Origin of the sequence: Salmonella enterica subsp. enterica serovar Typhimurium str. LT2 (genome assembly GCF_000006945.2) — a bacterium.
Lineage (GTDB): Bacteria > Pseudomonadota > Gammaproteobacteria > Enterobacterales > Enterobacteriaceae > Salmonella > Salmonella enterica.
Genome location: NC_003197.2, coordinates 1,845,883 through 1,868,237 on the forward strand (window position 1 = coordinate 1,845,883; position 22,355 = coordinate 1,868,237).

Annotated in this window: 16 protein-coding genes, 2 tRNA genes, 1 other RNA gene and 29 other annotated features; of the genes, 8 read left to right on the forward strand and 11 right to left on the reverse strand. The window is 52.2% G+C overall.

Annotated features, from left to right (window positions below; all coding sequences use genetic code 11):
- Positions 1-114: 114 nt before the first annotated feature.
- The gene (tdk, locus tag STM1750) for a thymidine kinase (protein ID NP_460709.1) occupies positions 115-752 on the reverse strand. Within the gene, positions 115-732 belong to an annotated coding region; the region does not span the whole gene.
- Positions 747-752, reverse strand: a ribosome-binding site (putative RBS for tdk; RegulonDB:STMS1H001931). (Overlaps the previous gene by 6 nt.)
- A 516-nt stretch (positions 753-1,268) precedes the next feature.
- Positions 1,269-1,277 (forward strand) — a -35 signal (putative -35_signal for hns; RegulonDB:STMLTH004505).
- Between tdk and hns the strand changes: the two genes are divergently transcribed.
- Positions 1,269-1,808, forward strand: a protein-coding gene (hns, locus tag STM1751) for a DNA-binding protein HLP-II (RefSeq protein ID NP_460710.1). Within the gene, positions 1,395-1,808 belong to an annotated coding region; the region does not span the whole gene. It overlaps the preceding feature by 9 nt.
- Positions 1,293-1,301: a -10 signal (putative -10_signal for hns; RegulonDB:STMLTH004505), on the forward strand. It overlaps the preceding gene by 9 nt.
- 131 nt (positions 1,809-1,939) lie before the next feature.
- On the opposite strand, the gene galU is transcribed toward hns, so the two are convergent.
- The 3 genes from galU to ychK all read right to left on the reverse strand — a co-directional run bounded on the left by galU (position 1,940) and on the right by ychK (position 5,060).
- Positions 1,940-2,862 (reverse strand): glucose-1-phosphate uridylyltransferase gene (gene galU, locus STM1752; RefSeq protein ID NP_460711.1). Within the gene, positions 1,940-2,848 belong to an annotated coding region; the region does not span the whole gene.
- Positions 2,857-2,862 (reverse strand) — a ribosome-binding site (putative RBS for galU; RegulonDB:STMS1H001932). It overlaps the preceding gene by 6 nt.
- Positions 2,863-3,050: 188 nt before the next feature.
- Positions 3,051-4,077, reverse strand: a protein-coding gene (gene hnr, locus STM1753; protein ID NP_460712.1) for a Response regulator in protein turnover. Within the gene, positions 3,051-4,064 belong to an annotated coding region; the region does not span the whole gene.
- Positions 4,072-4,077, reverse strand: a ribosome-binding site (putative RBS for hnr; RegulonDB:STMS1H001933). Its footprint overlaps the gene before it by 6 nt.
- Positions 4,078-4,154: 77 nt before the next feature.
- Entirely contained in the window at positions 4,155-5,060 is a 906-nt protein-coding gene (gene ychK, locus STM1754) for a putative phosphoesterase (protein NP_460713.1), read from the reverse strand.
- 97 nt (positions 5,061-5,157) lie between these two features.
- Positions 5,158-5,163, forward strand: a ribosome-binding site (putative RBS for ychJ; RegulonDB:STMS1H001934).
- Between ychK and ychJ the strand changes: the two genes are divergently transcribed.
- The 5 genes from ychJ to tyrV all read left to right on the forward strand — a co-directional run bounded on the left by ychJ (position 5,158) and on the right by tyrV (position 7,052).
- Positions 5,158-5,629 (forward strand): putative cytoplasmic protein gene (ychJ, locus tag STM1755; protein ID NP_460714.1). Within the gene, positions 5,171-5,629 belong to an annotated coding region; the region does not span the whole gene. (Overlaps the previous feature by 6 nt.)
- 34 nt (positions 5,630-5,663) lie before the next feature.
- Positions 5,664-5,669: a ribosome-binding site (putative RBS for purU; RegulonDB:STMS1H001935), on the forward strand.
- Positions 5,664-6,522 (forward strand): formyltetrahydrofolate hydrolase gene (gene purU / locus STM1756; protein ID NP_460715.1). Within the gene, positions 5,680-6,522 belong to an annotated coding region; the region does not span the whole gene. Its footprint overlaps the feature before it by 6 nt.
- 159 nt (positions 6,523-6,681) lie before the next feature.
- A tRNA-Tyr gene (gene tyrT, locus STM1757) sits at positions 6,682-6,763 on the forward strand.
- Positions 6,764-6,794: 31 nt separating this feature from the next.
- A non-coding RNA gene (gene rtT / locus STM1758) (regulatory RNA) lies at positions 6,795-6,937 on the forward strand.
- A gap of 33 nt (positions 6,938-6,970) precedes the next feature.
- Positions 6,971-7,052 (forward strand) — tRNA-Tyr (gene tyrV, locus STM1759).
- 785 nt (positions 7,053-7,837) lie between these two features.
- On the opposite strand, the gene STM1760 is transcribed toward tyrV, so the two are convergent.
- The 6 genes from STM1760 to narK all read right to left on the reverse strand — a co-directional run bounded on the left by STM1760 (position 7,838) and on the right by narK (position 18,248).
- Positions 7,838-9,373, reverse strand: a protein-coding gene (locus STM1760) for a putative TPR repeat protein (RefSeq protein NP_460716.1). Within the gene, positions 7,838-9,367 belong to an annotated coding region; the region does not span the whole gene.
- Positions 9,368-9,373 (reverse strand) — a ribosome-binding site (putative RBS for STM1760; RegulonDB:STMS1H001936). It overlaps the preceding gene by 6 nt.
- A 235-nt stretch (positions 9,374-9,608) precedes the next feature.
- Positions 9,609-10,302 (reverse strand): nitrate reductase 1, cytochrome b(NR), gamma subunit gene (gene narI, locus STM1761; RefSeq protein ID NP_460717.1). Within the gene, positions 9,609-10,286 belong to an annotated coding region; the region does not span the whole gene.
- Positions 10,286-11,010 (reverse strand): nitrate reductase 1, delta subunit gene (gene narJ / locus STM1762; RefSeq protein NP_460718.1). Within the gene, positions 10,286-10,996 belong to an annotated coding region; the region does not span the whole gene. Before narJ ends, narI begins: the two co-directional genes overlap by 17 nt.
- Positions 10,297-10,302 (reverse strand) — a ribosome-binding site (putative RBS for narI; RegulonDB:STMS1H001937). It overlaps the preceding gene by 6 nt.
- Positions 10,993-12,542, reverse strand: a protein-coding gene (gene narH, locus STM1763; protein NP_460719.1) for a nitrate reductase 1, FeS (beta) subunit. Within the gene, positions 10,993-12,528 belong to an annotated coding region; the region does not span the whole gene. Before narH ends, narJ begins: the two co-directional genes overlap by 18 nt.
- Positions 11,005-11,010, reverse strand: a ribosome-binding site (putative RBS for narJ; RegulonDB:STMS1H001938). It overlaps the preceding gene by 6 nt.
- Positions 12,525-16,366 (reverse strand): nitrate reductase 1, alpha subunit gene (gene narG / locus STM1764; protein ID NP_460720.1). Within the gene, positions 12,525-16,268 belong to an annotated coding region; the region does not span the whole gene. Before narG ends, narH begins: the two co-directional genes overlap by 18 nt.
- Positions 12,537-12,542: a ribosome-binding site (putative RBS for narH; RegulonDB:STMS1H001939), on the reverse strand. It overlaps the preceding gene by 6 nt.
- Positions 16,276-16,281 (reverse strand) — a ribosome-binding site (putative RBS for narG; RegulonDB:STMS1H001940).
- Positions 16,339-16,347: a -10 signal (putative -10_signal for narG; RegulonDB:STMLTH004506), on the reverse strand.
- Positions 16,352-16,374: a protein binding site (putative binding site for FNR, RegulonDB: STMS1H000172), on the reverse strand.
- Positions 16,358-16,366: a -35 signal (putative -35_signal for narG; RegulonDB:STMLTH004506), on the reverse strand. It overlaps the preceding feature by 9 nt.
- Before the next feature lie 51 nt (positions 16,375-16,425).
- Positions 16,426-16,440, reverse strand: a protein binding site (putative binding site for IHF, RegulonDB: STMS1H000234).
- A gap of 55 nt (positions 16,441-16,495) precedes the next feature.
- Positions 16,496-16,516 (reverse strand) — a protein binding site (putative binding site for NarL, RegulonDB: STMS1H000320).
- A gap of 139 nt (positions 16,517-16,655) precedes the next feature.
- Positions 16,656-18,248, reverse strand: a protein-coding gene (narK, locus tag STM1765) for an MFS superfamily nitrite extrusion protein (RefSeq protein NP_460721.1). Within the gene, positions 16,656-18,053 belong to an annotated coding region; the region does not span the whole gene.
- Positions 18,057-18,062 (reverse strand) — a ribosome-binding site (putative RBS for narK; RegulonDB:STMS1H001941). Its footprint overlaps the gene before it by 6 nt.
- Positions 18,104-18,128 (reverse strand) — a protein binding site (putative binding site for FNR, RegulonDB: STMS1H000167).
- Positions 18,158-18,178: a protein binding site (putative binding site for NarL, RegulonDB: STMS1H000306), on the reverse strand.
- Positions 18,221-18,229: a -10 signal (putative -10_signal for narK; RegulonDB:STMLTH004507), on the reverse strand.
- Positions 18,240-18,248 (reverse strand) — a -35 signal (putative -35_signal for narK; RegulonDB:STMLTH004507).
- A 5-nt stretch (positions 18,249-18,253) precedes the next feature.
- Positions 18,254-18,274: a protein binding site (putative binding site for NarL, RegulonDB: STMS1H000315), on the reverse strand.
- A gap of 3 nt (positions 18,275-18,277) precedes the next feature.
- Positions 18,278-18,286 (forward strand) — a -35 signal (putative -35_signal for narX; RegulonDB:STMLTH004508).
- Between narK and narX the strand changes: the two genes are divergently transcribed.
- Together narX and narL are read left to right on the forward strand one after the other, a co-directional pair.
- Positions 18,278-20,190, forward strand: a protein-coding gene (gene narX, locus STM1766) for a sensory histidine kinase in two component regulatory system with NarL (RefSeq protein NP_460722.1). Within the gene, positions 18,394-20,190 belong to an annotated coding region; the region does not span the whole gene. Its footprint overlaps the feature before it by 9 nt.
- Positions 18,304-18,312: a -10 signal (putative -10_signal for narX; RegulonDB:STMLTH004508), on the forward strand. It overlaps the preceding gene by 9 nt.
- Positions 18,378-18,402, reverse strand: a protein binding site (putative binding site for FNR, RegulonDB: STMS1H000171).
- Positions 18,386-18,391, forward strand: a ribosome-binding site (putative RBS for narX; RegulonDB:STMS1H001942). (Overlaps the previous feature by 6 nt.)
- Positions 20,170-20,175: a ribosome-binding site (putative RBS for narL; RegulonDB:STMS1H001943), on the forward strand.
- Positions 20,170-20,833, forward strand: a protein-coding gene (narL, locus tag STM1767; RefSeq protein ID NP_460723.1) for a response regulator in two-component regulatory system with NarX (or NarQ). Within the gene, positions 20,183-20,833 belong to an annotated coding region; the region does not span the whole gene. The genes narX and narL overlap by 21 nt, the downstream gene beginning before the upstream one ends.
- On the opposite strand, the gene ychP is transcribed toward narL, so the two are convergent.
- The gene (ychP, locus tag STM1768; RefSeq protein NP_460724.3) for a putative invasin occupies positions 20,834-22,271 on the reverse strand. Within the gene, positions 20,834-22,258 belong to an annotated coding region; the region does not span the whole gene.
- Positions 22,266-22,271: a ribosome-binding site (putative RBS for ychP; RegulonDB:STMS1H001944), on the reverse strand. It overlaps the preceding gene by 6 nt.
- Positions 22,272-22,355: the final 84 nt, after the last annotated feature.

The window sequence follows — 22,355 nt, forward strand, 5'->3', positions numbered from 1 at the left end:
CGCTATGCTGATCATCTGGCCTACGTGCTCACGGCACGCCCTTCGTCAGGAGGCCTGAATAATGACCTCCAAAGCGCTACAGGGCGTTTTATAAGCCGCTCTTTACCTCAGGTATCATATGTGCCGATGACGCTCCTGAATCGCCGTCAGTGAGCCCTCCTCCAGCGCGTCCTTATAATGCTTACGGCAAACTGAAACGTAGCGTTCATTCCCGCCAATAACCACCTGTTCGCCTTCGTTATAAGGCCTGCCGTCCTGATCAAGGCGCAGAACCATACTGGCTTTACGACCGCAGAAACAGATAGTTTTTAATTCCACCAGCTTATCTGACCATGCCAGCAAGTATTGGCTGCCGACAAAGAGCTCCCCACGAAAGTCTGTTCGTAGCCCATAGCAAAGTACTGGAATATCTAATTTGTCGACAACCTCGGATAATTGATAAACCTGCTGGCGAGTCAAAAACTGGCTTTCGTCGACTAACACGCAATGTATTGTCTGCCGCGCGCTCTCGGCACGAATCTCTTCAAACAAGGATGTATTTTGGTTAAACAATTTTGCCGGCGACGACAAACCGATACGAGAGCTGACTTTGCCTGCGCCGAAACGATCGTCGATTTCCGCCGTATATACGACGGTACGCATCCCGCGTTCCTGATAATTGTATGAAGATTGCAGCAGTGCAGTCGACTTACCCGCATTCATTGCCGAATAGTAGAAATATAGCTGTGCCATTGGTCGCAGGACCTCACCTGAGTGAAATAAAGATTGGCGGGATTGTACCATAATTTACCGACGCGACGGCGCGGCTCGCGCTCCGGTGAGTATTAAGAATTGTACAAACATCGCTCACTATACCCAAAATAATTCGCGTTGCTTAAAGGCGGCAAGGGAGTGAGTCCCCAGGAGCATAGATAACTATGTGACTGGGGTGAGCGAGCGTAGCCAACACATAAGCAACTTGAAGTATGAAGGGTATATACACATTCCTTCACAAATTATGCCGTTAAAATTCATCAACAATGCTTATCATCACCCGCCAATATGAAAACCTTGTACTTATTGTTACCGTTACTCATACCCGGTGCAAAGTAATAGGGTTTTCTTGTAAGGAAAGCTAATACAAGAGATTGATATCTCTGCAATGAGATCGTATTTCATCATGATAAAATGTGACCTGACTCCTAAATTTTTAGCGACAGACGGTGAGTATCCCCCCTGCCAATAAGCTCTTTTTTGTGCGGTGCCTCAAGGAAAATTTAAGTTGAGATAATTAAAACGTGTGCTTAATAAAGCGTAATTTTGAATTCCTTACATTCCTGGCTATTGCACAACTGAATTTATCGCTCTATTATTAGCTCAACAAACCACCCCAATATAAGTTTGAGATTACTACAATGAGCGAAGCACTTAAAATTCTGAACAACATCCGTACTCTTCGTGCGCAGGCAAGAGAATGTACTCTGGAAACGCTTGAAGAAATGCTGGAAAAATTAGAAGTTGTCGTTAATGAGCGTCGTGAAGAAGAAAGCGCTGCTGCTGCTGAAGTGGAAGAACGCACTCGTAAACTGCAACAGTATCGTGAAATGTTAATTGCCGACGGCATTGACCCGAATGAACTGCTGAATAGCATGGCTGCCGCTAAATCCGGTACCAAAGCTAAACGCGCAGCTCGTCCGGCTAAATATAGCTATGTTGACGAAAACGGTGAAACTAAAACCTGGACTGGCCAGGGTCGTACACCGGCTGTAATCAAAAAAGCAATGGAAGAACAAGGTAAGCAACTGGAAGATTTCCTGATCAAGGAATAATTTACTTCCTGGATGCTTAAAATCCCGCCGCTGGCGGGATTTTTTTTGCCTGAGTTCTCCGCTGACGACCCCAGGCATAAAAAAAGCGCCGGATTTACCAGCGCTTCTGTTAAAAAATTTATAACGTATCGTTACTTCTTAATACCCATTTCTTCTTCAAGCCAGGCTTTAAATTCAGCACCCAGCGAATTATGACGGATGCCATATTCAACGAATGCCTGCATATATCCTAACTTATTACCACAGTCATGGCTTTTACCCTTCATGTGGTAGGCTTCAACCGTTTCTTTTTCGATCAGCATATCGATAGCATCGGTCAACTGAATTTCATCCCCGGCGCCCGGAGGGGTTTTCGCCAGCAACGCCCAGATATCCGCGCTCAACACATAACGCCCGACAATCGCAAGGTTAGACGGCGCGACATCCGCTTTTGGTTTTTCAACCACGCCAACCATCGGCACACTTTCGCCCGGCGCCAGCTCAACGCCTTTACAATCGACCACGCCGTATGCAGTCACATCTTCTACCGGCTCAACCATAATCTGGCTATTGCCGGTTTCGTCAAAACGGCGGATCATTTCAGCCAGGTTATCCTGAGACAGGTCGGACTCATATTCGTCAAGAATAACGTCTGGCAGAATAACAGCGACAGGTTCGTTTCCGACAACGGGATGCGCGCACAATACGGCATGGCCCAGGCCTTTTGCCAGCCCTTGACGTACCTGCATAATAGTGACATGCGGAGGGCAAATAGACTGAACCTCCTCCAGAAGCTGACGCTTAACGCGTTTTTCCAGCATCGCTTCCAGCTCAAAACTGGTATCAAAGTGGTTTTCAATAGAGTTTTTAGACGAGTGCGTAACAAGCACGATTTCAGTAATGCCAGCAGCGATACATTCGTTCACGACGTACTGAATTAATGGCTTATCAACCAGCGGCAGCATCTCTTTCGGGATAGCTTTGGTCGCTGGCAGCATCCTGGTTCCCAATCCCGCGACCGGGATAACGGCTTTTTTGACTTTCGAATTAAGGGCAGCCATTTAAAATTCTCCTGGACTGTTCATGTATTGAACGTGTTCATTAATCTGTATCGTGTTCCAGTATATCAGTACCAGAACAAGCCTCAGGTCCAAAAAGGACTTATATTGGTATAATTAAGACAAATACTTATAAATCTGCCGCAGATAGTAACACTCGTCGGGAAAGGCCGGTAAAGCAATTTCCGCTCACTCTTCCGTTTGGTCATTCCGCAGACAACATCAATCGCAGACGCCCTCCTGCGCCCCATATTTGACACTGCCACGAGTCGCAACGCTGGCTTAATTGGTTAAGGTAGGCGTTACCCAATGTTCCTAGCGGCACGCCGCTGCTAATTTGAACCTGATGAGCGCCCGTATTTAAGGTGGCGTTCAATCCGGCGGAGACGAGAATCAAATTTTTGAGCTCACTGTGATAGTAGCCGACAAATAGCGGGAATTGCCCAGGTAAATTGGCTTGTCTGAGCAGATGATTTACCTGTTTTAATAGCGCGCCTAACTCCGGTAAACGGTGCTTTTGTTGGCCTAGCTGATCCTGCAATAAGCCGTTAAATAGCGCCCGCAGCAACAATGCGGCTAACACGCCGTTATCGCCCGCCCGGGTGACATCCAGGCAATAAAATGCCAGTTCGTTATCAGATAGCGGCGCAATATCCAGCACCAGTCCAGGCTGATCGGCGGAGACGAGCTGCCGGTAATTAATGCGGCAATGAGAAATCACCTGCTGTACCGGGGGCTGCAATTCCTGCAACAATTGCGCTGCGGCGGTCGGATTACTCACCATTGCATCCCAGTCACGAAACAGGCGTTCTTCTTCTTCAACCCGCGAGTTAAACATATTAGGGTATAAGCAAGCGAATACGGTTTCCCGCAAGCGGTTGAGATCTTTTACCGGCTTCAGCAAGACATCTTCAACCCCAAGGCGCAACGCTTTGGCGATATCCGCCATATTTTCTGTTGCGGAAATAACCAGAATAGGCGTCTGGTCTCCGCGATTACGTAAGTTTTCTACCAGTTTGAGACCGTTCATTCTCGGCATAGCGATATCACATATCATGAGATCAGGGGTAAAACGCCCCATCAACTCCAGGGCATCCACCCCGTCGCCTGCCAATGCCGTTGTCGCTCCCAAAGAGGAAAACCACGAATCCAGAAGCGAGCGAAATACAGGCTCGTCTTCAACAATAAGAATCTGTTTTCCGACCAATGGCTGCGTCATGTTCTCTCCCCTGACTGGCTTTAATCAATAGTGGCATGGTATTGCCGCTTGCGCCTGTCAGAATTTGCTTAAGTGATCGTAAAAGGTACATTAAACGTCGGTACGCACCAAGGGTATAAGTTCGTCCATCTTTTTCTCTACGGCTAACTGACCCGCCGCAATAGCGGCATGGGCGCGATGAAAATCCAGCGTAGAGATTTGCGGACAGAATGGTTGAATGAGAATATCAGGCGGATCGCCAGCCATACGGTTACGTTTAAGACGATTTTCCAACACCTGGATGGAGGTTGTCATGATTTCCATTGCCCCAGGCGAACTCACGCCACGGCGTGAAGTCAGGCTACTGAAACGTTCTTTTAAACGCTTATGCCAGGGCAGCGCATCATCGCTCTCTTCATTGATATTCCCGACATTTACAGAGAGCAAATCTTGCTGCATGAGGTGGGCATCATGTTGCAGGTCTACCGCAATAACGATATCAGCCCCCAGCGCCCTGGTTAACGAAACAGGTACCGGATTAACGACTGCGCCATCTACCAGCCAGTAACCGTTATGTTCAACCGGAGACATCAGCCCTGGCATACTGCACGACGCGCGTACAGCAAGGTGTAGATCGCCTTCAGTAAACCATAGCTCTCGTCCCGTGCTAAGATTCGTCGCGACCGCGCCAAAACGTCTTGAACAGTGGTCAAAATCCGTGACGGGCATAATATCCCGATAGTGATTAAATACGCGTTCGCCGCGAAGCAACCCTCCTCTGCCCCAGGATACATCCATCAGGCGTAAAACATCCCAGTAGCGGAATGAACATACCCACTGTTCAAGCGCCGATAATTTATTACAGGCATACGCGGCGCCGACCAGTGAACCTATTGAGCATCCTGCAACGATATCAATATCAATGCCTGCTTGCTTGAGGGCTTTGATGACCCCAATATGAGACCATCCTCTCGCTGCGCCAGATCCCAGCGCCAGCCCTATTTTCATTTTTCTCATCGTACTTAACGACTTCCCCTGGCTTCAAGACGTAGCAACATCGCCACTGCTCAGTTAACATAATGCCACCCTGGCGTTCAACGCCGTTTTTTATATTCAGGGAGATTATTGTGTCTCAGCCTTGTCCCTGTGGTAGCGCTGACGAGTATAGCCTATGTTGTGGTCGTATTGTGTCCGGAGAACGAGTAGCACCCGATCCGTCACATCTCATGCGCTCTCGTTACTGCGCTTTTGTGATGAAAGACGCAGATTACTTAATTAAGAGCTGGCATCCAACCTGCAATGCGGCCGCGTTTCGTGATGATATCATCGCCGGATTTGCCAATACCAGGTGGCTCGGCCTGACTATTTTTGAACATACCTGGTCAGAAGCAGAAAATACAGGGTATGTTAGTTTTATCGCGCGTTTTTCCGAACAAGGGAAAAACGGGGCGATTATCGAACGTTCTCGTTTTATCAAAGAAAACGGTCAGTGGTATTATATTGACGGTACCCGCCCGCAGTTGGGTCGAAATGATCCCTGCCCGTGCGGTTCAGGCAAAAAATTTAAAAAGTGCTGCGGCCAGTGACGCCTGACAGTATCGATACAGCAAACACTCTCAACAGGATTTTTCCGGCAATGCAATCACTACAACGTAAAGTTCTGCGTACTATTTGTCCCGATCAAAAAGGCCTTATCGCGCGGATTACCAACATTTGCTATAAGCATGAGCTTAATATTGTGCAAAACAATGAATTTGTTGACCATCGCACCGGACGCTTTTTTATGCGGACCGAGCTGGAAGGCATCTTCAATGATTCCACTCTTCTGGCCGATCTGGACAGCGCCTTACCGGAAGGCTCTGTTCGTGAACTCAATCCCGCCGGACGCCGTCGGGTAGTGATTCTGGTTACCAAAGAGGCGCATTGTCTGGGCGACCTGCTGATGAAAGCCAACTATGGCGGGCTGGATGTTGAAATCGCCGCGGTCATTGGCAACCATGAAACGTTACGCTCGCTGGTTGAACGTTTTGAGATCCCTTTCGAACTGGTCAGCCATGAGGGATTAACGCGTGAAGAGCATGACACGAAGATGGCGGACGCCATTGATGCCCATCAACCGGACTATGTGGTGCTGGCCAAGTATATGCGTGTTTTGACGCCAGGTTTTGTGGCGCGCTTCCCGAACAAAATTATCAATATCCACCACTCATTCCTGCCGGCGTTTATCGGCGCGCGTCCTTATCATCAGGCCTATGAGCGCGGCGTGAAAATCATCGGCGCTACCGCGCACTATGTGAATGATAATCTGGATGAAGGCCCAATCATTATGCAGGACGTGATTCATGTCGATCACACTTACACCGCAGAAGATATGATGCGTGCCGGGCGCGACGTTGAGAAAAACGTATTAAGCCGCGCGCTGTATCAGGTTCTGGCACAGCGAGTCTTTGTTTACGGCAATCGGACGATTATTCTTTAATCGTCAGTAATATGAATTGATTAGCTTTAATCCGTTACGGATGAAAAGTACGCAAACAGTTCATTTCAGGCAAAGGAATGCTTTACAGCGGCGTGTCATTTGATATGATGCGCCCCGCTTCCCAAAAGGAAGCGGGCCAGTATTAAGCATTACCCCGTGGTGGGGTTCCCGAGCGGCCAAAGGGAGCAGACTGTAAATCTGCCGTCATCGACTTCGAAGGTTCGAATCCTTCCCCCACCACCATTATTCACTACAGCGATGTAGTTAACTCGATGAGCAATGCAGAAGTTTGCACTTGTCGGGGAAGGGTGAGAACCTTCGATTAAGGTTCGACTCGAGCGAAAGAACGTTGCCAACGGTAACGGCCCGTAGGGTGAGGAGTGAAGCGACGAATAATCCTTCCTCCACCACCATCTTCAAGCTTTACCTACAATTTGAATTACCCCTGGTGGGGTTCCCGAGCGGCCAAAGGGAGCAGACTGTAAATCTGCCGTCATCGACTTCGAAGGTTCGAATCCTTCCCCCACCACCATCGCTTCCGTCGCGTATCTTATCCCCGTTAAGCATAGTGTCTCATATCTCTCTGTACGGGAAGGATGAGAAGCTTCTACCAGGGTTCGATTCGAGCGCAGCGAGAAAGCGTTGCCGCAGGCAACGACCCGAAGGGCGAAGCGCGCAGCGCTGAGTCATCCTTCCCCCACCACCATCACTCCCGTCGCGTATCTTATCCCCGTTAAGCACACTGTCTCATATCTCTCCGTACGGGAAGGATGAGAAGCTTCGACTAAGGTTCGATTCGAGCGCAGCGAGAACGCGTTGCCGCAGGCAACGACCCGAAGGGCGAAGCGCGCAGCGCTGAGTCATCCTTCCCCCACCACCATCACTCCCGTCGCGTATCTTATCCCCGCTAAGCACAGTGCCTTATATCTCTCTGTACGGGAAGGATGAGAAGCTTCGACTAAGGTTCGATTCGAGCGTCAGCGAGAAAGCGTTGCCGCAGGCAACGACCCGAAGGGCGAAGCGCGCAGCGCTGAGTCATCCTTCCCCCACCACCATCACTCCCGTCGCGTATCTTATCCCCGTTAAGCACAGTGTCTCATATCTCTCTGTACGGGAAGGATGAGAAGCTTCGACCAAGGTTCGATTCGAGCGCAGCGAGAAAGCGTTGCCGCAGGCAACGACCCGAAGGGCGAAGCGCGCAGCGCTGAGTCATCCTTCCCCCACCACCATAATCTCCCGGCAGCGCCTCAATCAATCTTCATCGCCCCCACAGGCAGACTTCACTCCATGGCGCCATGGCTTATTGGTTATCTTATCAATACTTCTTCCTGGCAATCTTTTTCGCCTCCTTTGACTGATCAATTTTTCGCCAGATGAGATTAAAGGCGGCATATGTCTCGCTAAGTTGATCTGGGGTGAGCGTTCCCTTGAGTCGGTTTCTTTCGGCAATGAGCGCTGAACAATCATCCTTAGATTTTTCCGTATACATACTTGCCATGTAATACCAAATATAGGCCTGCTTATTATCTTTAGGCACACCCTGGCGCCCATGAGCATAAATTTCCCCAAGCGCTGATTGTGCCGGAGTAAACCCCTGCTCTGCCGCTTTGAGGTACCACTTCAGCGCATTCCGGCTATTTTCAGGCACGCCTCTTCCCGTGCTATATGCTACGCCAAGCTGATATTGCGCTTTCGCAAAATCCTGTTTTGCTGCTTTTCGATACCATGCGATAGCCTGTCTGTCGCTTTGCGCGACGCCGCGACCAAATGCAGACATGATGCCCAGATGCGTTTGCGCAGCAGGCAGCCCCTGGCGAGCGGCTTTGCGATACCACGCCAGCGCCTGTTGGTAGTCCTGAGAAACGCCCTCACCCTGCATAAACATCACGCCGATCGCATCCTGCGCCTCGGCCAATCCTTGCGCTGCGGCTCTGCGATACCACTCCAGCGCCAGGTTGTGATCTTTCAATAAGTGATAACCGTTGTAATACCATACGCCAAAATTGTACTGTACCTTTGCCATCACGCGTTGCGCTGTTTTTCGATACCACGTCTGAGAGTGAACCCGGTCAGCGGGATGCGCTTTATCATAGAGCGCATTCAGCGGAATGTGGCCTGGCGTATAGCTGCCTGGTATACCTTCATTAAGCCAGTAAACTGCCTGACGATAATCCTGAGGCACGCCTTCACCATAAAAATAGGCAACGCCGAGATAAAGTTGCGCGGGGTAGTACATATTTTCCGCCGCTTTACGCATCAAGATCGCCGTTTGCTGATAATCCTGAGGAACGCCCTGACCGTGGGCGTACATTACTCCAAGCTTAAATTGTGCTGACGAAGCTGAACCCTGTCCGCGGACAACGCCCGCATCATTGGTTGGAGAGGCGGCTTTTCGATACCACTCCAGCGCTAGCTGGGTATTTTGGGGAAACCCATCGCCATACATATAGGCGTCACCGAGGATTTCTTGCGTACTACTATCCCCTAGCTCTGCCGCCTTGCGATACCACTCCAGCGCTTTTTGTCGACTAAGTGGAAAATTTTCACCATAGTTGTAATGATAGCCAAGGATGAAATAGGAAAAATCAGAACCTTGTTTACCCGCTTTCTCCAGCCATTTTATGGCTAGTTTATAATCAGGCTTAACGTATCGCCCCTCCGCATACCAGCTTCCAAGCGAGAACTGCGCGCTTTCATCTCCTTGTTCCGCTTTTTGCTCTAATTCCTGAACGTACTGGCATTCTTCTGAGTCGGCGGGATAGCGCTCCTCGCAGACAGCAGCGTGAGCCATTTTTGAAATAAATATATTTAATATTATTATTTTGAAAATTGATGAAAAACGCATACAACTATCCTTATTGTCGTTTATGGCGTGATTATATGCTGCATCATCATTTTTCTGCTTACAAAAAACTCGCACAGATGCTGAATAAACCCAAAAACAAAGAGTACGGATTCAGATGCCAGACATGGCAGACCCGCTGTAAACGAAACAAGGCGGCGGTCGATAAGGCATTTATGCCGCACTCCGGCAAACAGCCATAAAAAAACTCCGCCGAAGCGGAGTTTAGGGCATCGAGAGAAAATCAGTGACGTGCACGAACAATCTGGTATTTGCGGGTCAGATACTCGACCGGCACGCTCCAGATATGCACCAGGCGCGAGAATGGGAACAACAGGAACAGCGTCATCCCCAGTACCAGGTGCATACGGAAGATAAAGGCTACACCATCCAGATGTGCGGATGCGCCACCGTGGAAGGTCACAACTGACTGCGCCCACCCGACCAGCTTCATCATTTCACTCCCGTCCATATGCTGGGCGGAGAACGGAATGGTCAGCAGGCCCAGCGCGCACTGAATCACCAGCAGCGAGAGAATCAAAATATCTGCGCCGGTAGTGGTGGCGCGGACACGTGGGCTAAACAGACGACGCTTGAGCAGTAAAATACCGCCAACCAGCGTCAGCACGCCGCAGGCGCCGCCGGCAATCATCGCCATCTTCTGCTTCACGTCGACCGGCAGAAAAGCTTCATACATCCAGTGCGGCGTTAACATGCCCAGGAAGTGACCGGCGAAAATACCCAGAATCCCAATGTGGAACAGGTTTGACGCCAGGTTCATTCCTTTGCGATCCAGCATCTGACTGGAAGCCGCCCGCCAGGTGTACTGGCCGTAGTCGTAACGTAACCAACTACCGATCAGAAATACCGATCCGGCAATGTACGGGTAGATATCAAAGAAGAACATATTCAGGAAGTGCATTAGTGCTGTCCTCCGGTGGTGATATTCAGATATTGCGGCGCCACGGCCCCGGCAAAACGACGCTGGTGAGCGGAGATTTCCGACTCGCCACACCCTTGATCGGCGAAGAATTTCACCTGCTCTTCTTCCCAGACCGCATCCAACGCCTGCGGGGTATCATCACGTGCTTCATTCGCAATTTTTTCAGCCACTTTATCGCTGTCGATAACGGTATTCGCCAGTTTTAACAGCAGATCGAACAGCACCGCATAACGGCTGTCACGCTGTTGCAAACGTGCGCTGAGCAGCGCCAGAATCGGCGCGATATCCTGTAAACCCCCTAACGCTTCGCTTTTCGGCAATTGCGCAAGGTATTCCAGATACAGCGGCAGATGATCGGGAAGTTCGCGACTGTCGAGCTGCAAACCGTGCTGCTCATACTGTGCCATCAGGTCAACCATCGCCTGACCGCGATCGCGGGATTCCCCGTGTACATGTTCAAACAGCAGCAGCGATGTGGCGCGACCACGGTCAAACAGTTCGCTATAAGCGGCCTGTACATCCAGCAGGTCCTGCGCGGTTAAATCGCGCAGGAAAACGCCCAGAGTCTGGGCATCCTCTTTATCCAGGTTCTCAGATGACGCGAGCGCATCGAACAACTCCTGCTGATGCTGCCACAGGGCAGCATCCGGGTACTCGAGCAGACGCGAAACAATGACGAGTTCAATCATGCGTGCGGCTCCGTTTTGCTGGTCACATCAACAGCGTCGATGCGGCGGCTGTTGAACAGATTGAATTTGGTATCAGACCCGTGGCAACCATCGCCGAAGGTAAAGCCACAACCGCTTTTCTCCGGGAATGCGTCACGCGCCAGTTCACGATGGCTGCTCGGCACCACAAAGCGATCTTCATAATTAGCAATTGCCAGGTAACGATACATTTCCTGCGCCTGGGCTTCGCTTAAACCCACCTCTTCCAGCGCGCGGGTATCCACTTTACCGTCTACGGTTTCCGCACGTTTGTAGTGACGCATCGCCAGCATCCGTTTCAGCGCCAACAGTACCGGCTGGGTGTCGCCAGCAGTCAACAGGTTCGCCAGGTACTGCACCGGGATACGCAGACTGTCTACATCCGGCAGAATACCGTTGCTGCCAAGTTCGCCCGCATCGGCGGCAGACTGAATCGGTGACAAAGGCGGTACGTACCAGACCATCGGTAGCGTGCGGTATTCCGGATGCAGCGGCAGCGCCAGCTTCCAGTCAATCGCCATTTTGTACACTGGCGATTGCTGCGCCGCATCGATCACGCTCTGCGGCACGCCGTCCTTCAGCGCCTGCTCAATGACAGCCGGATCGTTTGGATCGAGGAACACGTCCAGTTGACGCTGGTACAGATCTTTTTCGTTTTCCGTACTGGCGGCGCTTTCAATGGCATCGGCGTCATACAGCAGTACGCCAAGATAACGGATACGACCCACGCAGGTTTCCGAGCAAACAGTCGGCTGACCAGCTTCGATACGCGGGTAGCAGAAGATGCACTTCTCGGACTTGCCGCTCTTCCAGTTGAAGTAAATCTTCTTGTACGGGCAGCCGGTGATGCACATCCGCCAGCCGCGGCACTTGTCCTGGTCGATCAGCACGATGCCATCTTCTTCACGCTTGTAGATAGCACCGCTCGGGCAGGTCGCCACGCACGCCGGGTTGAGACAGTGCTCGCACAGGCGCGGCAGGTACATCATGAAGGTGTTTTCGAACTGGCCGTACATCGCCTTCTGCATGTTTTCAAAGTTCTGGTCTTTAGCGCGTTTTTCGAACTCGCCGCCCAGAATCTCTTCCCAGTTTGGCCCGCTGGTAATTTTGTCCATCCGCTGGCCGGTAATCAGCGAGCGCGGACGCGCGATCGGCTGATGTTTGCTTTCCGGCGCGGTATGCAGGTTCTGGTAGTCGTAATCAAACGGCTCGTAGTAGTCGTCGATGCCCGGCAGATGCGGGTTAGCGAAGATTTTACCCAGCAGCAGCGCCCGGTTGCCCATGCGCGGCTGTAGCTTGCCGTTAATTTTGCGGATCCAGCCGCCTTTCCATTTTTCCTGATTTTCCCAGTCATTCGGAAAACCAACGCCAGGCTTACTTTCTACGTTGTTGAACCAGGCGTATTCCATACCTTCGCGACTGGTCCAGACGTTTTTACAGGTGACTGAACAGGTATGACAGCCGATGCACTTATCGAGATTCAGCACCATGCCGACTTGTGAACGAATTTTCATTTTACGCTCTCCTGTACCTGGTCATTGCCTTCGCCATCCAACCAGTTAATGTTCTTCATCTTACGTACCACCACAAACTCATCGCGGTTGGAGCCGACGGTACCGTAGTAGTTAAAGCCGTAGGCTAACTGCGCATAGCCGCCGATCATATGGGTCGGTTTCGGCGTAATGCGCGTCACCGAGTTATGAATACCGCCGCGCTGCTGGGTAATTTCCGACCCCGGCAGGTTTACGATACGTTCCTGCGCGTGGTACATCATGGTCATGCCCGCCGGTACACGCTGGCTGACCACTGCGCGTGCGGTCAATGCGCCGTTGCTGTTGAAGACTTCGATCCAGTCGTTATCTTCAATGCCCAGATCTTTGGCGTCGGTTTCGCTCATCCATACAATCGGGCCGCCACGCGACAAGGTCAGCATCAACAGATTATCGCTGTAGGTCGAGTGGATACCCCATTTCTGGTGCGGCGTCAGGAAGTTGAGCGCCTTCTCCGGATTACCGTTGGATTTACGCCCCATCACCGCTTTCACCGAGCGGGTGTCGATCGGTGGGCGATACACCAGCAAACTTTCGCCGAAGTCGCGCATCCACTGGTGATCCTGATACAACTGTTGGCGACCAGACAGCGTACGCCATGGGATCAGCTCGTGAACGTTGGTATAACCGGCGTTATAAGAAACGTGCTCATCTTCCAGACCAGACCAGGTCGGGCTGGAGATAATTTTGCGCGGCTGGGCCTGAATATCGCGGAAGCGGATTTTCTCTTCTTCTTTATTGGTTGCCAGATGCGTATGGTCGCGACCGGTAAACTCGCTCAGCGCCGCCCAGGCTTTCACCGCCACCTGACCGTTGGTTTCCGGCGCTAACGTCAGGATCATCTCTGCCGCGTCAATCGCCGTGTTGAGCATCGGCTGGCCTTTCGCCGGACCGTCCGCTTTGGTGTAATTAAGCTTACGCAGCAAGTCCATTTCGCTCTGCGTGTTCCAGGCAATCCCTTTCCCGCCGTTGCCGATTTTCTCCATCAGCGGGCCGATAGAGGTAAAGCGTTCGTAAGTCGCCGGGTAATCGCGCTCAACGGTCATGATGTGCGGCGCGGTTTTCCCTGGAATCAGATCGCATTCGCCTTTTTTCCAGTCTTTCACGTCCAGCGGCTGCGCCAGTTCAGCGGCAGAATCGTGCTGGATCGGCAGCGTCACGACGTCAGTCTCTTTACCCAGGTGGCCTACACAGACTTCGGAGAATTTCTTCGCAATGCCTTTGTAGATTTCCCAGTCGCTTTTCGATTCCCAGGCCGGATCTACGGCGGCAGACAGCGGATGAATAAACGGATGCATATCCGAGGTATTCATATCGTCTTTTTCATACCAGGTGGCGGTCGGCAGTACGATATCGGAGTACAGGCAGGTGCTCGACAGGCGGAAGTCCAGCGTCACCACCAGATCCAGTTTGCCGTCCAGACCATTGTCACGCCACTCCACTTCTTCCGGCTTCACACCGCCCTGTTTACCCAGATCCAGCCCCTGAATACCATGCTCAGTACCCAGCAGATACTTCAGCATGTACTCATGGCCTTTACCGGAAGACCCAAGCAGGTTAGAACGCCAGATGAACAGGTTACGCGGGTGGTTTTTACCGTTTTCCGGCTGCTCGGCGGCAAAGCGAATCGAACCCTCTTTCAGGGATTTGACGGTATAGTCTACCGGCGTCATACCGGCTTTTTCCGCTTCACGCGCAATATACAGCGGGTTAGTGCCTAACTGCGGCGCCGACGGCAACCAGCCCATACGTTCGGCGCGCACATTGAAGTCAATCAGATGGCCGCTATAGCGGGATTTGTCCGCCATCGGCGACAGTAATTCCTCGGCGGTCACCGTCTCGTAGCGCCACTGGCTGGAGTGGTTATAGAAGTAAGAGGTGCTATTCATGTGACGCGCCGGACGCTGCCAGTCAAGGGCAAACGCCAGCGGCTGCCAGCCGGTCTGCGGACGCAGTTTTTCCTGGCCGACGTAGTGCGCCCAGCCGCCGCCGCTCTGACCAACGCAACCACAGAACACCAACATATTGATCAGCCCGCGATAGTTCATATCGAGGTGATACCAGTGGTTCAGACCGGCGCCAACGATAATCATTGAACGCCCGTGCGTTTTGTCCGCGTTATCGGCGAACTCCCGTGCGATACGGATGATCTGCGCCCGCGGCACGCCGGTGATCTGCTCGGCCCATGCTGGCGTATACGCTTTGGTATCATCATAACTGGCGGCACAATTTTCATCGTTCAGGCCGCGTTCCAGACCATAGTTCGCCATGGTCAGGTCATACACGGTGGTGACTAACGCTGAAGAACCATCGGCCAGTTGCAGACGTTTTGCCGGCAGTTTATGCAGCAGGACGTTATCCAGCGCCACATGATTAAAGTACTCTGAACCCTCGCCGCCGAAATACGGGAAGCCCACGTCAGCAATCTCATCCTGGCTGCCCAGCAAGCTGAGCTGCAATTCAGTTTCTGCACCGGTAGTCCCGTCGCGCTGTTCGAGGTTCCATTTGCCTTTTTCGCCCCAGCGGAAACCAATTGAACCGTTTGGCGCTACCATTTCACCGTTGCTGTTGATAGCGACGGTTTTCCATTCCGGGTTATTTTCCTGCCCCAGCGAATCAACGAGATCGGCAGCGCGCAGCATACGACCTGCGGCATAATAACCATCACGCTCTTCAAGCATCACCAGCATTGGCATGTCGGTATAGCGACGGACATAATCGGTGAAGTACTGGCGCGGGTTGTCGAGGTGGAACTCGCGCAGCATGACGTGGCCCATCGCCAGCGCCATCGCCGCATCGGTCCCCTGCTTCGGCGCCAGCCACAGATCGCACAGTTTGGCGATTTCAGCATAGTCCGGCGTCACCGCGACGGTTTTAGTGCCTTTGTAACGTACTTCGGTAAAGAAGTGGGCGTCCGGCGTACGGGTTTGCGGCACGTTAGAGCCCCAGGCGATAATATAGCTGGAGTTGTACCAGTCAGCGGATTCCGGCACGTCGGTCTGCTCGCCCCAGGTTTGCGGGGAGGCTGGCGGCAGGTCGCAGTACCAGTCGTAGAAGCTCAGGCAGGTACCGCCAATCAGCGAAAGATAACGTGCGCCGGAAGCGTAGGAAACCATCGACATCGCCGGGATGGGTGAGAAGCCCGCGACGCGGTCAGGGCCATAGGTTTTCACGGTGTACACGTTGGAGGCGGCGATCAGCTCGTTCACTTCCTGCCATGAGGAGCGAACAAAGCCGCCACGACCACGCGCCTGTTTGAAGCTTTTGGCTTTATCGGCATCTTCAATGATGGAGGCCCATGCCTCTACCGGATCGCGATGCAGTTTTTTCGCCTCGCGCCACATCTTCATCAGACGTTTGCGCATTAGCGGATATTTCAGTCGGTTAGCGCTGTAGAGATACCAGGAGTAGCTTGCCCCGCGCGGGCAGCCGCGAGGTTCATGGTTTGGCATGTCAGGACGGGTGCGCGGGTAATCGGTTTGCTGTGTTTCCCAGGTCACCAGACCATTTTTGACATAAATTTTCCAGCTACAAGAACCGGTGCAGTTCACCCCATGGGTTGAGCGCACAATTTTGTCATGCTGCCAACGTTGGCGGTATCCGTCCTCCCAGTCCCGGTTTGTTTCGAGAAGCTGGCCGTGCCCATCGGCAAAGGTTTCGCCCTTCTGCTTGAAGTAGCGAAACCGGTCCAGGAATTTACTCATCGGGTTTCTCCTGTGTGGAACCTTACGGCTCTCTGATAAATCGACATTGCTTAACTAAGGGCGAAGGTAACGCGCTGAATGGGCGTGAGAATTGATAACGATCAAGGCGGACAGGGATGCAAATGGCGCGCAAACCTCCTGCATACTCCTTTGGGAGGAGGAGTTTTATTTATATATATTACTGATTTAATTACATAAAATTAAATTTACGCACGACATGAATGTTAAATTTTCAACAAGTGGGTATTAAGGGGTATCCCCCTGGATGACCGATAAAGATGTGCGTGGTTAGCCCTGCCGCGTCTCTCTTCTTGATTATAAGTATGTTGTAACTAAATACAGATAAAAAAAAGCGCGGTCTAACGCCGCGCAAAGGATAATCAAAAGTTACTTTTTATTTTTAGAATGACGTCCATATACCGCCCAGGTAATAACGACGCAGGCGATATAGAAAATAAGAAAGACTTTCATCGCGCCGACTGGAGAACCGGTTAATGCTAAAGATGAACCAAACGCTTTCGGAATAAAAAAGCCGCCAATCGCGCCAATCGCGGAAATAAAGCCCAGCGCCGCCGCCGTATCAGTTGCCGCTTCACGCATGGCTCTTTCTTCCGACCCGCCTTCCGCTTTTACCCGGTCCATTGTCAGTTTACGGAAGATAACGGAGATCATCTGGAAGGTAGAACCACTCCCCAACCCAGCCGTCAGGAACAGCGCCAGAAATACCCCGTAGAACGCGATAAAGCTACCGCCAACGCCGCCAGTAGGTAATGTCAGGAACAGCAGACCGCTGAAAATCGCCATCAGGACAAAGTTGATAAGCGTGACGCGAGTCCCCCCCAGACGGTCAGAAATTGCGCCGCCTGCCGAACGCGCCAGCGCGCCGATAAACGGACCGAAAAACGCATAATGCAGGATCTGCACATCCGGGAATTGCGTTTTAGACAGCATCGCGAACCCCGCGGAGAAACCGATAAACGATCCGAAGGTCGCCAGATACAGCAGACTCATGATCCACAGATGACCACGTTTGAGCACCGGCAGTTGCTCTTTTAGCGAGGCCTTAGACGTCGCCAGTTCGTTCATGCCGAACCACGCCGCCAGCGTAAAAATGGCCAGGAAAGGCACCCAAATCCAGGCCGCGTTCGCCAGATAGAGCTGAGAACCGTCCGGCTGCTCTACACCGTGGCTGCCAAAGGCGGCAAAGATAGAGAGCGAAACCACCAGCGGCGCAACCAGTTGCATCACGCTCACGCCCATATTGCCCAGACCACCGTTCAGACCCAGCGCGCCGCCCTGCTTTTGTTTAGGAAAGAAAAAGCTGATGTTCGCCATACTGGAGGCAAAGTTCGCGCCGGCAAAACCACACAGCAAGGAAATAATAATGAAGGTGCTAAATGGCGTACTGGTATCCTGAACGGCAAAGCCTAACCATACGCAGGGCACGATGAGGATACCGGTACTGAACGCTGTCCAGCGACGTCCGCCAAATAGCGGCACCATAAAGGAGTAAGGCACCCGTAGCAGCGCGCCGGAAACAGATGGCAGCGCAGTCAACATAAAGAGCTGATCGGTCGTAAAATTAAATCCCACTTTCGGCAGGTTCACCGCCACTGCGCTGAATAGCATCCAGACGCAAAACGCCAGCAGTAAACACGGCACAGAAATCCACAAATTACGGCTGGCGACACGATGGCCGCGCTGCTGCCAGAATGCCGGATCTTCCGGACGCCATTCCGTGATAACAGCGCCAGTTGCCCTTTCCGGGGCGGATAAGTGACTCATAGACACCTCTGATTCTTGATTTGATGTCTGCCACATTAGGGTTTACTGCCGAAGGTAAGTTGATATAAATCAAAGGAAAAGTCGTCATCACCGGCGACTAAAAATAGTTATTACCCTTAATGAGTAGGCTATTTTGGTAAAAAAGCTGTGGTTTTTCACCATGCTGTGTCTGTCTACTCCTTCCCGTCGCAGATACCTCTCTACAGCGGCAATTAAGGAGTAACTCGTTATAGGTATGGGTATACTCCGCTGTATCGTTGAGAATAGCGGCACAGCCGATTGACGCCCCTCTTTTTTGCTACGTTTTTTCGGCGACATTACCCCGAAGAAAGAAGGTAACATGTTTAAACGGTGTTTCTCTCCTCTTACGCTGGTTAACCAACTGGCGCTGATTGTCATGCTCTCTACCGCTATCGGCGTGGCGGGGATGGCGGTTTCCGGCTGGCTGGTTCAGGGTGTGCAGGGTAGCGCTCATGCGATTAATAAAGCGGGCTCATTGCGTATGCAAAGCTATCGACTACTGGCAGCTGTCCCGCTGGATGCTAAAGATCAAAAGCTGCTGGATGAGATGGAGCAAACGGCATTCAGCCCTGAACTGACCCGCGCCGCTGAGCGAGACGGGCAGCAGAAGCAGCTTAAAGCGTTGCAGGATTACTGGCATAACGAACTCTCGCCAGGGCTACAGCACGCGCAAAACGCGCACGCGGTCGCAGAAGATGTCACGCGCTTTGTGGCGGGCCTGGATCGCCTGGTGACGTCGTTCGACCATACGACTGAATTGCGTATCGAACGCGTGGTATTAGTTCACCGGGTAATGGCGATCTTTATGGCGCTATTGCTGGTATTTACGATTATCTGGCTACGTGTTCGCCTTTTGCAGCCCTGGAAACAGTTGTTATCAATGGCGCGCGCCGTCAGTCAGCGCGACTTTACCCAACGTGCCAATATCAGTGGACGCAATGAGATGGCCGCGTTGGGTTCTGCGCTCAATAATATGTCTGAAGAACTGGCCGAAAGTTATGCGGTACTGGAACAGCGCGTACAGGAAAAAACAGCCGGTCTGGAACATAAAAACCAGATTCTCTCGTTTTTGTGGCAAGCCAACCGCCGACTGCATTCACAGGCTCCGCTATGTGAGCGTCTTTCACCGGTACTGAATGGCCTGCAAAATTTAACCCAGTTGCATGATATTGAGCTGCGGGTCTATGACCTGGAAGATGAAGATAATCACCAGGAATTTACCTGTCAGTCGGACATCAGTTGCGATGATAAAGGCTGCCACCTTTGCCCACGTAGCGCCCTGCCGATGATTAACGGCGGCACCACCTTAAAATGGCGGCTCACCGACTCTCACACCCAATACGGTATTTTGCTGGCGACGCTGCCCTATGGACGCCATCTCAGCCACGATCAACAACAGTTGGTGGACACGCTGGTTGAACAGCTTACCGCGACTCTGGCGCTCGACAGGCATCAGGAGCGCCAGCAGCAGTTGATTGTCATGGAAGAGCGTGCCACCATTGCCCGCGAACTGCATGATTCTATTGCCCAGTCGCTCTCTTGTATGAAGATGCAGGTGAGCTGCCTGCAAATGCAGGGCGACGTGTTACCGGAAAGCAGCCGTGAGTTACTCAGCCAAATTCGCAATGAGCTAAACTGCTCCTGGGCGCAACTGCGCGAACTGTTAACCACTTTCCGGTTACAGTTGACGGAACCCGGGCTACGTCCGGCGCTGGAGGCAAGCTGCCAGGAGTTCAGCGCCCGGTTTGGCTTTACGGTAAAACTGGATTATCAGCTTCCCCCCCGCCTGGTGCCTTCACACCAGGCGATACACCTGTTGCAAATTGCCAGGGAAGCCCTCAGCAACGCCCTTAAACACTCTCATGCCGACGATGTGGTGGTGACAGTGACGCAATGTGGCAAACAGGTCAAACTAAAAGTGCAGGATAATGGCTGCGGCGTCCCGGAAAACGCCGAACGCAGTAATCACTACGGCATGATCATCATGCGCGATCGGGCGCAAAGTTTGCGCGGCGATTGCCAGGTACGCCGACGCGAGACTGGCGGAACAGAGGTCACTGTTACTTTTATTCCAGAAACAAACTTCACAGAAACCCAGGGAGATACCCATGAATAATCAGGAACCGGCAACCATCCTGTTAATCGATGACCATCCGATGCTACGCACGGGTGTAAAGCAGCTTGTGAGTATGGCGCCCGATATCAGCGTGGTCGGAGAAGCCAGCAACGGTGAGCAGGGTATTGACCTGGCGGAATCGCTCGATCCCGATCTGATCCTCCTTGATTTGAATATGCCGGGAATGAATGGTCTCGAAACGCTGGATAAATTACGCGAAAAAGCGCTGTCAGGACGTATTGTCGTTTTCAGCGTATCCAACCATGAAGAAGATGTCGTCACGGCGCTAAAGCGCGGCGCGGACGGTTATCTGTTGAAAGACATGGAGCCGGAGGACTTGCTCAAAGCGTTACAACAGGCCGCCGCCGGCGAAATGGTATTAAGTGAAGCGTTAACGCCGGTACTGGCGGCCAGCCTGCGGGCCAACCGCGCCACCACCGATCGCGATGTAACGCAACTCACCCCGCGTGAGCGCGATATTCTGAAGCTCATCGCGCAGGGATTGCCGAATAAGATGATTGCCCGGCGTCTGGATATCACCGAAAGTACGGTCAAAGTGCACGTGAAACATATGCTCAAGAAAATGAAGCTGAAATCGCGCGTGGAGGCCGCCGTCTGGGTACATCAGGAACGCATCTTTTAATTATTGCTCCTGGAACGGTTGCCAATGCGGATTATCGTCCGGCATCGTGATAAACGGTTCAGTCAGCGCGAGCGTGATCTCATTGGAAGAGACACGCTGACCTTTTTCATCCTCAACCACCACCGATAAACGCCAGCGATTTGCCGCGCCTTCGCGGTGATCCCAGGCCGGCATAATGATTGTCCAGCCCTCGGTACTGCGGGTGTCCGTTCCTGCCGTCAAACTTAATGCCTGTGTATCGCCCTGCCAGCTCAAATGACGAATACCGTGCACGCTGCGCACCTGCAATTTTAACGCAACCGTCTCACCAGGCGTAAGATCCCAGGGCGGCGTCGCCAGAAAAACCGTTAACGTTTTACGCTGCCGATACTCCATTGTCGGCAGCGAGTTACGTTGCGGCGTATCATAGCGGCTACCGCGTAATGACTGGCTTTGCGCCACTTCACTGGCGGCAAGCTGCTTTTTGAGCGGCACGCCGAAGCGGTAGTTAAGCGTCAGCCCCAGGTTATTTTGACTGACCCCGCTCTCGCCCTGTTTGTGCTGGGCGGTCATGGTAAGCAAAGGTACTGGCGTATAGTTGAGACCCAGTTTTAACGCGACAGGATTGTGATACCCCGTTCCGGAGTCAAACAGATCCACGCTATCGCCAAAGTACTGCTCCAGACTAACGCTGGTATTGATATGCTGGTAAAACGGCAGGCGCATTTGCGCGTTGATATCATATCCGCGCGCCATTCGCTGTTCTAAGGTCGCCGTATGCGTCTGCCAGTCGGCAAAAGGCTGATAATAGTTGGCGGATAAACGCAAATATTCTCCCCACGCCTCCGCGCCAAAGCCGGCGCGCTGTAGATTTTCATCCAGCAGATTATCGTAAAAGGTATTATAGCCAAGAAGCCAGCCATCCTGCGCCCAGCGCTGTCCTACGCCAATGTTGCTTACCAGTCCGTCAGTCTGTTGCGTAAGACCAAGCTGGCTCCAGGTCAGATAGCGCTGTTTATCCTGTAAAGGGATAAACCAGCTTCCGCGACTGCCGTTAAAATGACCTTCGTTATCGACGTTAATATCCACGCTGGCGCTGCCCCAGGCTGATAGCCAGCTTTCAAGCTGCTGGTTAACCTGCTCGCTGACCACATCGCGTACCTGTCCGAAAGCGAATTGCCGCGCCTGTTCACCAGTATCCAGATCGTTATTTTTCATGCTGGCTTCGCCAAACGCTTTGGCCATCTCGGCAAAATGCTTTTCCCCTTCGTGGGATTCCGGCATCATGCCTAAATCCGGCAGACGGTTTTGCGTGAAAGGATCTTGCGCCTGCGCACGGATCGTACCGCTGGCAGCCAGCAAGAGAAGCGAGAGTGAGAATGAACGAAAAACAATACGGCTCAACGTGTCGGCAACTTCTACAACAAAAGATAAGAGGAATGACATCAGAGTAAACCATAACGTGTCCGGACAGGTTTTGCAGCCTTTTCTCGTGCTTCCAGGAATATCCTTATTTTTTCCGCAGAGCGTCCCGGGATTTTAT